The sequence below is a fragment of the Enterobacter cloacae complex sp. P13B genome, assembly GCF_014895915.1.
GTDB lineage: Bacteria > Pseudomonadota > Gammaproteobacteria > Enterobacterales > Enterobacteriaceae > Enterobacter > Enterobacter bugandensis.
The window spans coordinates 19417-30439 of record NZ_JADBQN010000040.1; the positions used below are offsets into that span (position 1 = coordinate 19417).

The window sequence follows — 11023 nt, forward strand, 5'->3', positions numbered from 1 at the left end:
CATTTTGTGACGTCTGTCGTAGCCTTTATCCGCAGGTGGGGTGAATAAATCAGTACGGTATTGAAAAGATGAGCGATTTCAAAGGCAACAAGCAGGACCTGCCCAGTCGGCTGTGTGTGCACTGCCAGCGGCCCATGACGTGGCGCAAAAAATGGGCGAAATGCTGGGATGAGGTCAAATACTGTTCCGAGCGTTGCCGCAGGAGCCACCGTTGACCGAGCTGCGCCTGATCCTGGGCGATCAGCTTAATCCGCATCACAGCTGGTTTGATACCTGCAGTCCGAACGTCATTTACGTGATGCTGGAGCTGCGGGCGGAAACCGCATACGTGCTGCATCATGCCCAGAAAGTTATCGCTATCTTCGCCGCCATGCGGGCGTTTGCCTCAGCGTTGAAAGAGAAGGGGCATCGGGTAAGGTATGTCCGGCTCTCTGACGGTTCAAACCGCGGCGCGCTGGAAGACAATCTCAACGCGCTTGTTACGCATTACAGCGCCGACAGGGTATTGTGGCAGGAGCCCGACGAATGGCGTCTTGATAAGCAGCTGCAGGCGTGGGCGAAAACAGCGTCCGTCGAAACAGCCTGCGTCAGCAGCGAGCATTTTTTCACCCCCCGGGACGCGGTAAGCGCGTTTTTTGCGTCGCGTAAAAGCTGGCGAATGGAATACTTTTACCGGGAAATGCGCCGTCGGCACGGGATTCTCTTGACCTCTGAAGGCGAGCCGGAAGGGGGGAAATGGAATTATGATGCTGAAAACCGCAGGCGCTGGTCGGGCGAGCCGCCCGCACCGGGTGACGCGCGCCCCCGCCACGATCGTTCAGCCTTGTGGGCAGAGATCCAACGCTGCGGCGTAAAGACCTTCGGCGAACCGCAGGCCGACAATTTTCGCTGGCCGCTCAACCGTTCGGAAGCCAAAGCCAGTCTGGATGCGTTTATTTCTCACGTGCTCCCGCAGTTTGGAAACTGGCAGGATGCGATGCACGCGGAAGAACCTTTTCTTTTTCATTCGTTAATTTCTTTTGCGCTGAATACCAAAATGCTTAATCCCCGGGAAGTGGTGGCCGCCGCCCAGCAGGCATGGCGTTCTGGCCACGCGCCGCTGCCTGCCGTTGAAGGGTTTATCCGACAAATTCTCGGCTGGCGGGAGTACGTGCGCGGGATCTACTGGTCGCAAATGCCGGGCTATCGCGAGCTGAATGCCCTGGAGCAGCACGCCCCGCTGCCGGACTGGTTCTGGACGGGCAAAACGCAGATGCGCTGCCTGGCGCATGCCGTTGGGCAGTCGCTCACCGAGGCTTACGCCCACCATATCCAGCGCCTGATGGTGATCGGGAACTTTAGTCTGCTCAGCGGCCTGTCGCCGCAGGCGGTCCATGAGTGGTATCTGGGGGTCTATATTGATGCGTTTGAATGGGTGGAGCTGCCCAATACTCTCGGCATGAGCCAGTTTGGCGATGGCGGGTTACTGGCCAGTAAGCCCTATGTCTCAAGCGCATCCTACATTCATAAGATGAGTAATTACTGTCAGGGGTGTCGGTATCAGCACAACCAGCGCACCGGAGAGCTGGCGTGCCCGTTCAATGCCCTCTACTGGGATTTCTTTGCGCGCAACCGGGCGCGCCTCGGTAACAATCCCCGCCTGGGCATTGTCTATAAACAGCTTGCGAATATGAAGGAAGAGGAACGGCAGGCGATTGCTGACCAGGCCGGGCGCATTCGCCTCAATCTCAACGACCTCTGACCTATTTCAACACCGCGCCGGTTGCGGAAGGTCAATAAGACGCTATTATTTTTGACTTTGTTGCTTTCCCTGACAGGACATCCAGACGCTATGCCCGTGAATTTCGACCTTAACGATCTCTATGCCTTCAGGGCGTTAGTGGAATACGGTAACTTCCGTGTCGCCGCTGAATCAATCTGCATATCCCAGTCGGCGCTGAGCCGCAGGATCGAAAAGCTGGAAGCCGCGCTGGGAACCAGGCTGTTTGACCGAACCACCCGCCGCGTCGCCCTGACGTTATACGGGCAAAACTTTGCTGAACGCTCAGCACAGCTGCTCGACAACGTAGAATCAATGCTGGCGGATGTCGATAAGGCCAGTGAAGAGCGGACGGGGCTGATTACGGTCGCCGCGGTACCTTCCGCCGCCTGTTATTTTATGCCTGATGTGATCCGTCGCTTTCAGTCCCGCTTTCCGCGCGTTCGCATTAAGCTCATCGACAGCAGCGCGGGGAATGTGATTGACGCCGTGGCCCGAAGCCAGGCGGATTTTGGCATCTGCTTTGCGGGAAACTTGCCGTCTGAAATTGAATTTTTCCCGCTGGTAGAGGATGTCTACGTTGTGGCGTGCAGAAAGGACCACCCGCTGGCGCAGAAGAGCCACCTGACCTGGCAGGCGTTTTACCAGCAGGACTATATCTCCCTTGATAAAACGTCGGGGAACCGCAACCTGCTGGATCGGATGCTGGGGGATATCATTCCCGAGCGCCCCAGCGTCTGCGAAACGCGCCACGTCACCACGATGCTTGGTATGGTAGAGGCGGGGATCGGCATTGCCGCCGTTCCCGCCATGTCGATGCCGACGTCAGAGTACACGCCGCTGACGCATCTGCCGCTGGTGGCGCCGGAAGTTAAACGCACCGTTGGGCTTATCCGGCGCCGGGGGCGCATCCAGTCTTATATCGCGGCTGAACTGGAAAAAGAGATCACCGAGCGGTATCGCCGGACGTAACGGGGATCATCCCCGTCTTCTCGATGACGGCGCGTGAGGGCGGTGAGGCGAGATAGGTCAGCAGCGCTTTCCCCTCGTCAGGATGTTCAGCGTGACGGGTGACCGCGCCTGCGAAGCGCGTGATGTACTGCAGATTATCCGGGATTTTACCGATAAAGGTGACGCCCTGAACCGGCAGCAGCTCGCTCACCTGCTGGAAGCCCACGGCGTATTTCCCTTTTGCCACTTCCGAAGCAACCGGAATGCGTTCGACCATCGTTGCTTTAGCCGCCGCCTCCTTTTCAATCCCCAGCTTTTTGAACAACGTCTGGCTGACATACCTGCCGCTGGCGCTATCTGAGTAGGCGATGGAGCTGGCCTGAAGCAGCGCGTTACGTAGCGTCGCCTCGCTGCTGATATCAGGGACATCCGCCCCTTTTTTCACCACCATTCCGACGGGGGAGTCCGCAAGTTCGGTTCGCGAACCCGGCTGGGTCTGGCTGGTTTTTTCGAGCTTCGCCAGCGCATCGCCCACCATAATCACCACGTCGGCTTTCTCGCCGCGCGCGAGCCGGTTTGGGATCGCCTGCGGCGTAGCGCCCATTGACGGACCGGGAATAATCACGATGGTATCGCCAGTCTGGCGTTCATATTCCGGTGCCAGCTTTTCAAGGGCGGCTTTGAAACCGCCTGAAATCATCACTTTCACCTCCTGAGCGCAGGCATTGGCGCTCAGGAACGTCAGCATCAGCGCGGTGGCGGCATAACGAGAAGTGCGAGTCATGCGGCCCCCTGCGACTTAACGGTGTTTTGCACCGAAACCGCGCGACGACGGTAGAGGTAGAGGGTTGCCAGCAGGGCACACACCGCGGCGAAGCTCATCCAGTAGCCCGGCGAGGCTTTGTCACCAGTGTATTCAATCAGCGCGGTGGACATCACCGGGGTAAAGCCGCCGAAGATCGCCGTTGCGAGGCTGTAAGCCAGAGAGAACCCTGCCACGCGGACTTCAGCGGGCATAATTTCCGTCAGCGCCGGGATCATCGCCCCGTTATACAGCCCGTACAGGAAGGAGAGCCACAGCAGGACGCTCAGCATCATGGAGAAGCTTGGCGCATCAGCCAGCAGCGTCAGGGCCGGATAGCTGCTGGCCAGCGCCAGCAGGGTCATGGCAATCAGCACCGGTTTACGCCCGAAGCGGTCCGACAGCGCGCCGCCCACCGGCAGCCAGATGAAGTTAGAGATCGCCACCAGCAGCGTGACCAGCAGGCTGTCCGAGGCGCTCAGCATCAGCACTTTTTTGCCGAAGGTTGGCGCGTAGACGGTGATCAGGTAGAACGCGGTGGTGGTCATCGCCACCATCAGCATGCCCGCGACCACCACCTGCCAGTTGCCAAGCAGCGTTTTAAAGACCTGACGCATCTCCAGATGATGGCGGCGCGCGCTGAACTCTTCCGTCTCCTCCAGCTTGCGGCGCAGGAAAAAGATAAACGGCACGATTAAACAGCCGAACAGGAACGGGATGCGCCAGCCCCATTCACGAATGGCGCTCTCTTCCATCAGCGCGTTCAGGGCAAAACCCATCGCCGCGGCGACCATAATGGCAACCTGCTGACTGCCGGACTGCCAGCTGGTATAGAACCCTTTGCGGCCCGGCGTGGCGATTTCAGCGAGATAGACCGAGACGCCTCCAAGCTCCGCACCGGCGGAAAAGCCCTGCAGCAGACGGCCCGTCAGTACCAGCAACGGTGCCCAAAGCCCGATGCTTTGATAGGACGGGATCAGCACGATCAGGAAGGTGCCTGCCGCCATGATGGAAAGCGTCACGATCAGTCCTTTGCGGCGACCCACCTTGTCAATATAAGCCCCCAGCACAATGGCCCCGACTGGACGCATCAAGAAGCCCGCGCCGAAGACGGCAAAGGTCATCATCAGCGACGCAAATTCACTGCTCGCCGGGAAGAACGTGTGGGCGATGTAGGTGGCGTAGAAGCCGAAAAGAAAGAAATCGAATTGTTCAAGAAAGTTGCCGGACGTCACGCGAAGTATCGCGCCCGCCTTAGAGCGTACGGTTGCAGGTGAGGTTGAGGAAAACATGGTTATCTCCAGTTTATTGTTGACGTTTTACGCGTCTGTTTCTGAAAACTGGATCAGGATGAGGAATTAGATAAGCGCAAATGCCGCATCGACTGATGCATTTCTTGCATGAATATAATCCGGCGAATAAATACAATTAATGGCAACAATAACTTAACAAAATATTGGCTTTTTATTCACCAACATTCTATAAGTCTCTGATATTGCGATTTTGTGATGTAGCGCAGAGGCGCGTTTTAGAATGAGCCGGGTAACCGCGTCGTTACCCGGCGGAGGCCATTTAGCGCAGCGCCCTGGCAATCGCGCTAAACATCAGAGAGGCTTCCAGCGGCTGGGCGCTGAAGGACGGTTCCGCCTGCGGCCAGGTAGACCACTGGACGATGACCAGATTTTCCTTCGGGTTCACCATAATCATCTGCCCGAAAATGCCCAGCGCCCAGAGTGAACCTTTCAGCGAATCCTGGGCCGTCGGCTCTACGCCCGTGGCGTTGGCGGGCACTTCGTTGTTCCACCACTGATAGCCGTAAAGCCCTTCGGGATGGGCGTCAGAGACCGAGCCTTTGGCCTTCGTCCAGTCTGACGACTGCCGAATCCAGTTTTCCGGCAGGATGGTCTTACCGTTCGGCAGCGTACCGTTGTTCAGGATAAATTGCCCGAAGCGTCCCCAGTCCTCCAGCGTGGCGTTAAAGCCGTGCGCGCCAACATCGTGCTGGCCTTTGCTGTACGCATGCCATACGCCGTCGCTCGCCATGCCGTAAGGCTGCCAGATGCTTTTCTCCAGATAGGCCGCCAGCGTCATGCCGGTGGCCCGCTCCAGCACGTCACCCAGCAGCCAGGCGCCGCCCGAAGAGTAAGACCAGCTCTCTCCGGCCGGGTGCGCCCTGCGTAACCCCTTCACCAGCTTGCGCACGCAGTCATAGGTACCCGGCTTCGCCTCGCACTCGGTGAGCTGCGCGAAGTCGGATTTAGGGTTGGTGTAATCCTCGTTCCACGCCACGCCGGAGGTATGGGTGATAAGCTGCTTAAGCGTCACGCCGTCCCACGCGGTGCCTTTCAGGTCGGGTTCATACCGCGTGACCAGGTCGTCGAGCGAGTGAATTTTTCCCTCTTTGAGGGCCACGCCCACCAGCGCCGATACCACCGATTTCCCAACCGAGCGCGAGGTCCAGAGCGTGGAGTCGGTATTGCCCTCTCCAAGGTACTTCCAGGCGATTTTGCCGTCCTTCAGCACCAGCATGCCGCTTACGTTCTGGCGTTTAAGGTACTCCTGAAGGCCGTAGCGCCTGCCGTTGACCTGATACCATGCGTCAGTGAGCGGCTTATCCGACATTTCCAGCGCCACGGCGCTACCGTGGCGGAAAACATCCCCGGCGTAGTTGCGGTAGTCATTGCGAAAGCCCACCACGCGGTCGGCCTGACTCCAGGTGAGCATCTTATGGGTGTCCGGCAGCGCGGCGTCAAAGGGGGCAGGGCAGGCGCTAAGGTCGGTGCCTTTGCAGGCGGCCACTGCCGCAGGGGAGAGCAGGGCGCTGAAGATAAGGCCCGCCAGCAGGGCATGGTTTACTTTTCTGTTTTTCATATCCGTCTCTTTCAGGTTAAGAACGGCTTCAGTTTAAAAACTCCGGGGCTATAATAAAAAACGCGTAGTGGGGGAAAATCCCCCTATAAAACAGAGAGAGCGTAGCGTGGCGGGACTGATTTACTCTTTTGCACAGCTCGAGGCATTTACCGCCGTGGCCGAGAACGGGGGCCTGAGTAAAGCCGCGGTGGCGCTGAAGAAGGACCGCACGACGCTTCGCGATCTGGTTGATTTTCTTGAGGATGGCTTGGGCTACGCACTGTTTATTCGCGACGGCCGCACCCTGCGGCTCACGCCCGAAGGGGAACAGCTTCAGCGCCAGGCGCACCTGCTGATGCGGCAGGTAAAAGCCTTTGAGGCGTTTGCCAGAGAGGTGCCGCACGGTGCCACGCAGGACCTGACGCTGGCCTACGATCCTTTTACGCCCAGAGCCTTTCTGCACGGGGTGATTGCTGAAATGGCCGCGCGAAACATCCGGCTGAGCCTTATCTGCACCTCTAGGGATGAATCGGAACGGCTGCTGGCGAACAACGACGGGGATCTGGCCATCTGCCAGGCGCGCAACCGCAGCGTGGGCAATGATATGGAGTGGCGCGCCCTCGGCGCCATTGATATGGATTTTTATGCCGCCCGCGGGCTGTTTGCGGACAGTGCTTCCCCACTGTCGCTGCTCGATCTCTCCCTGGTGCCCCAGGTCGTCATGCACCCCGCCTCGGACGAGCCGGTGGCGCGCCGCCTGCAGATCTCCGGGCATACTCTCTTTACCAACGAACCGGAGATGCTGCGCGGTCTGCTGGAGCGCGGCTGCGGCTGGGGATTCTTACCGACGCATTTTCATGCCGGTCAGTGGCAAAACGTAAAAAGGCTGCACACCGAAGTGGGCAGCCAGGGGATTGGTCAGACGATGGTCACCATCTGGAAGCCGGGGAGCGACAAGCGCAGCACGATCGCTGAAACGCTGTCGCTCCTGCCGGACGTATGGAAGCACTCAGCGCTGTGAACAGCCTTTGCACTGCTTGTTCTGGATCTGCTGGAAGAAGTCGTTGCCTTTATCATCCACCAGAATAAACGCCGGGAAGTTCTCCACCTCAATTTTCCAGATCGCTTCCATACCCAGCTCAGGATAGGCCACACACTCCAGGCTCTTGATGCTGTTTTGCGCCAGCACCGCCGCCGGGCCGCCAATGCTGCCCAGGTAGAAACCGCCGTGCTTATGGCAGGCGTCCGTCACCTGCTGGCTGCGGTTGCCTTTGGCCAGCATGATCATGCTCGCACCGTGGGACTGCAGTAAGTCCACATACGAATCCATGCGCCCTGCGGTGGTTGGGCCGAGGGAGCCAGACGCGTAGCCTTCCGGCGTTTTGGCCGGGCCCGCGTAGTAAATCGGATGATCTTTGACGTACTGCGGCAGCGCTTCGCCGTTATCCAGCAGCTCTTTAAGCTTCGCGTGGGCAATGTCGCGCGCCACGATAATGGTGCCGTTCAGCGACAGGCGGGTAGAGACCGGGTGCGCGGAAAGCTGCGCCAGGATCTCGTTCATCGGCTTGTTCAGGTTGATGCTCACCACATCGCCTTCGCCCTGCTGACGCAGGGATTCAGGAATATACTGACCCGGGTTGTGCTCAAGCTTCTCAATCCAGATCCCGTCGCGGTTGATCTTCGCCTTGATGTTGCGGTCAGCGGAGCAGGAGACCCCCATGCCGATTGGGCAGGAGGCACCGTGGCGTGGCAGGCGGATCACGCGGATATCGTGGGCGAAGTATTTCCCGCCGAACTGCGCGCCGAGGCCGAGGTTCTGTGCTTCCTGGAGCAGTTCCTGTTCGAGCTGAACGTCGCGGAACGCCTGGCCGTGCTCGTTGCCTTCGGTTGGCAGCGCGTCGTAGTAGCGGGTGGAGGCGAGCTTCACGGTTTTCAGCGTGGCTTCCGCTGAGGTGCCGCCGATAACAAACGCGATATGGTACGGCGGGCAGGCTGCGGTCCCCAGGGTACGCATCTTCTCAACCAGGTAGTTTTTCAGCTTCGCCGGGGTAATCAGCGCTTTGGTTTCCTGGTAGAGATAGGTTTTGTTGGCAGAGCCGCCGCCTTTCGCCATGCACAGGAATTTATACTCGTCACCGTCAACGCTGTAGAGGTCAATCTGTGCGGGCAGGTTGGTGCCGGTATTCACCTCTTTATACATATCCAGCGCCGCATTCTGCGAGTAGCGCAGGTTGTCTTCAATATAGGTGTTATACACGCCCTGGCTCAGGGCCGCTTCGTCACCGCCGCCGGTCCAGACGCGCTGGCCTTTCTTACCCATAATGATTGCCGTGCCGGTATCCTGGCAGGTTGGCAGCACGCCTTTCGCCGCAATTTCCGAGTTGCGCAGGAACTGCAGGGCCACGTACTTATCGTTCTCGCTGGCTTCCGGGTCGTTAAGAATGGCGGCAACCTGCTTCTGGTGGGAAGGACGCAGCATAAATGCGGCGTCGTGGAAGGCCTGCTGCGCCAGCAGGGTCAGGGCTTCGGGCTCCACCTTCAGCACTTCCTGGCCGTCGAATTCGGCAATGGAGACATGCTCGTTGGTCAGCAGGTAGTATTCGGTGTCGTCATGCGAAAGAGGGAAGGGGTTCTGATAAAAAAACGGTTTATTCGACATAGTATTGCTCCACAAAAATAAAACCGCCGGAGGAGAAGTCCGGCGGTCAGGAATCAGAACATCATGGACATCCACGGGTAGCCAATCAGCAGCAGGGCCGCCAGGAAGATGGCACCAAAGATGGTGCCGAGGCGCCAGTAGTCTTTGGTTGGCAGGTAGCCGCTACCGTAGTAAATCGGGCTTGGGCCAGTACCGTACGGGGTGATGATCCCCATCACGCCCAGCGAGGTCACCATCAGCAGAACGAACACTTCCATATTCATGCCCGGAATGGTGGAGGCGATGGTCAGCATCGCTGGCAGCAGCGCCGTGGTATGCGCGGTGGTGCTGGCAAACAGGTAGTGCAGCAGGTAGAACGCCAGCAGCAGGACGATGGTCGCCACGCCCGGAGAGATACCGCTCATCAGCAGGCCGCCTTCTTTACCTAACCAGCTGATAAAGCCGGTAGAGGAGAGGCCATCCGCCAGCGCCACCAGGGTGGCGAACCAGACGAAGGTGTTCCACGCCGCTTTGTTGCCGGTGATGTCGTTCCACTCCAGCACGCCGGTCCACAGCATCAGGCCGACGATAAGCAGGGCCGCCATCGCGGGTTCAATCCACGCGGCGGCGAAGATCCACATCAGCAGCGCGCAGCATACGAACACCAGCAGAAGGATCTCATTGCGCGACAGTTTGCCCAGTTTTTCCAGTTCACGGGTCGCCCACAGCGGCACTTCGTTGTTCACCTTCACTTCTGGCGGGTAGAACCAGTAGGCCAGCAGCGGCATGGTCAGGATCAGCAGGATGCCCAGCGGCAGGAAGGCGAGGAACCAGGTCCCCCAGGAGATGTCGATCCCAACCGTACTTTTCACCAGCGCCAGGGCCAGCAGGTTCGGCGCGAGGGCGGAGAGGAACATTGAGCTGGTGATACAGGCCGCGGTGATCGCCACCCACATCAGGTAAGAACCAATCTTACGCGCGCTTGGGTCGTTGGGTTTTGAACCGTACAGCGGCGGCAGGTTAGCGATGATCGGGTAGATGGTCCCACCGCTGCGCGCGGTATTGGACGGAGTGAACGGTGCCAGCAGCAGGTCCGCAAACGTAATCGCGTAACCGAGCGTCAGGCTGCGACGGCCAAGATACTTCACCAGAATCAGCGCCAGACGGCGGCCGAAGCGGGTTTTGTCGTAGCCTGCGGCAAACATAAAGGCACCGAAAATCAGCCAGACGGTGGAGTTACCAAACCCGCTCACTGCCCACTTAAAGGAGGCGCCCGCCAGCTTGAATTTCGGGTCAGCCAGCAGTTCAGGGCTGAACAGCACCCACTGGCTGCACAGGGCAATGGCGACGACGCCGGTCAGGCCGATCACCGCGCCCGGCAGGGGTTCGAAGATAAGACCGACGATCACGCCGACGAAGATGGCGAAGTAGTGCCACGCGTAAGGCGGCAGCCCTTCAGGAACGGGAACAAACAGCAGCAGTACGGCGACGATGACGGGCAGTGCCATCATCAGCAGACGTTTTGCGTTTCCATTTGATGCCTGGCTCGCCACAGGGGGCGTTACAGCAGTTTTTGTATTCATAGTTTCACGTCTTAAGTTGTCAAAAATTCGGTCGCACTGAAAAGTCAAAATTGCTTTCTTAAGTTTCTTTGCTTTTTTTAGTTATTAAAGGTGCGTTTTTGTATTTTCAGTAATAGCGATTTAACGCTTTTTTGTGTGCGTTAAATTAAAAAATGATGATGTTTTTATATTGCGCTTTTAAATGCCATGACTATTGATCGAGATCAAAAAAACAGAATTGCAGCGTTATTTTTATGCTTTTATTAATAACCACTCTGGCGTATGTGGTTATTATCTTTTTTGTGGGTTTATTTTATCATTTCTGTAACAATTTGAATTTTTAATAATTACTATTTAGTTGATTTTAAAGGGTGTTTTTGGTTTTTGGTATAATGGTTTTACCATTTTTTATTTAACGTATTTTAAAATATTGTGAATGCCTGAATGACAATCGCTAACAC

General features: G+C 57.6%; 9 protein-coding genes. 4 read left to right on the forward strand and 5 right to left on the reverse strand.

The window, feature by feature from the left end; genetic code table 11:
- The first annotated feature begins 68 nt into the window (after positions 1–68).
- The 3 genes from IM273_RS17095 (at position 69) to IM273_RS17105 (ending at position 2731) form a co-directional block, all read left to right on the forward strand.
- Positions 69–215: a DUF2256 domain-containing protein gene (locus IM273_RS17095; RefSeq protein ID WP_072001212.1), complete on the forward strand. Its 147-nt coding sequence runs from the start codon at positions 69–71 to the stop codon at positions 213–215.
- Complete coding sequence (locus IM273_RS17100) at positions 212–1741, forward strand: cryptochrome/photolyase family protein (RefSeq protein ID WP_193051836.1); 1530 nt, start codon at positions 212–214, stop codon at positions 1739–1741. The genes IM273_RS17095 and IM273_RS17100 overlap by 4 nt, the downstream gene beginning before the upstream one ends.
- Positions 1742–1831: 90 nt before the next feature.
- A complete protein-coding gene (locus IM273_RS17105; protein WP_028013727.1) occupies positions 1832–2731 on the forward strand; it encodes a LysR family transcriptional regulator in 900 nt (299 codons plus the stop codon).
- Here IM273_RS17105 and IM273_RS17110 read toward each other — a convergent pair.
- From IM273_RS17110 to IM273_RS17120, 3 genes are all read right to left on the reverse strand, one after another.
- Positions 2706–3494 carry a substrate-binding domain-containing protein gene (locus tag IM273_RS17110; protein WP_028013726.1) on the reverse strand — a complete coding sequence of 263 codons (789 nt, stop codon included), beginning with the start codon at positions 3492–3494 and terminating at the stop codon, positions 2706–2708. The two genes, IM273_RS17105 and IM273_RS17110, sit on opposite strands and share 26 nt — an antisense overlap.
- Positions 3491–4804: an MFS transporter gene (locus IM273_RS17115; protein ID WP_028013725.1), complete on the reverse strand. Its 1314-nt coding sequence runs from the start codon at positions 4802–4804 to the stop codon at positions 3491–3493. The genes IM273_RS17110 and IM273_RS17115 overlap by 4 nt, the downstream gene beginning before the upstream one ends.
- Positions 4805–5084: 280 nt before the next feature.
- Positions 5085–6383, reverse strand: coding sequence for a serine hydrolase (locus IM273_RS17120; RefSeq protein ID WP_028013724.1), 1299 nt, complete (start codon positions 6381–6383; stop codon positions 5085–5087).
- Positions 6384–6489: 106 nt separating this feature from the next.
- On the opposite strand from IM273_RS17120, the gene IM273_RS17125 reads away from it, so the two are divergent.
- A complete protein-coding gene (locus IM273_RS17125; protein ID WP_193051837.1) occupies positions 6490–7383 on the forward strand; it encodes a LysR family transcriptional regulator in 894 nt (297 codons plus the stop codon).
- On the opposite strand, the gene fumA is transcribed toward IM273_RS17125, so the two are convergent.
- Together fumA and IM273_RS17135 are read right to left on the reverse strand one after the other, a co-directional pair.
- Positions 7372–9021 carry a class I fumarate hydratase FumA gene (gene fumA, locus IM273_RS17130; RefSeq protein ID WP_063437812.1) on the reverse strand — a complete coding sequence of 550 codons (1650 nt, stop codon included), beginning with the start codon at positions 9019–9021 and terminating at the stop codon, positions 7372–7374. The genes IM273_RS17125 and fumA overlap by 12 nt on opposite strands.
- Before the next feature lie 53 nt (positions 9022–9074).
- Entirely contained in the window at positions 9075–10583 is a 1509-nt protein-coding gene (locus tag IM273_RS17135) for an anion permease (RefSeq protein ID WP_193051838.1), read from the reverse strand.
- Between the last annotated feature and the right edge of the window lie 440 nt (positions 10584–11023).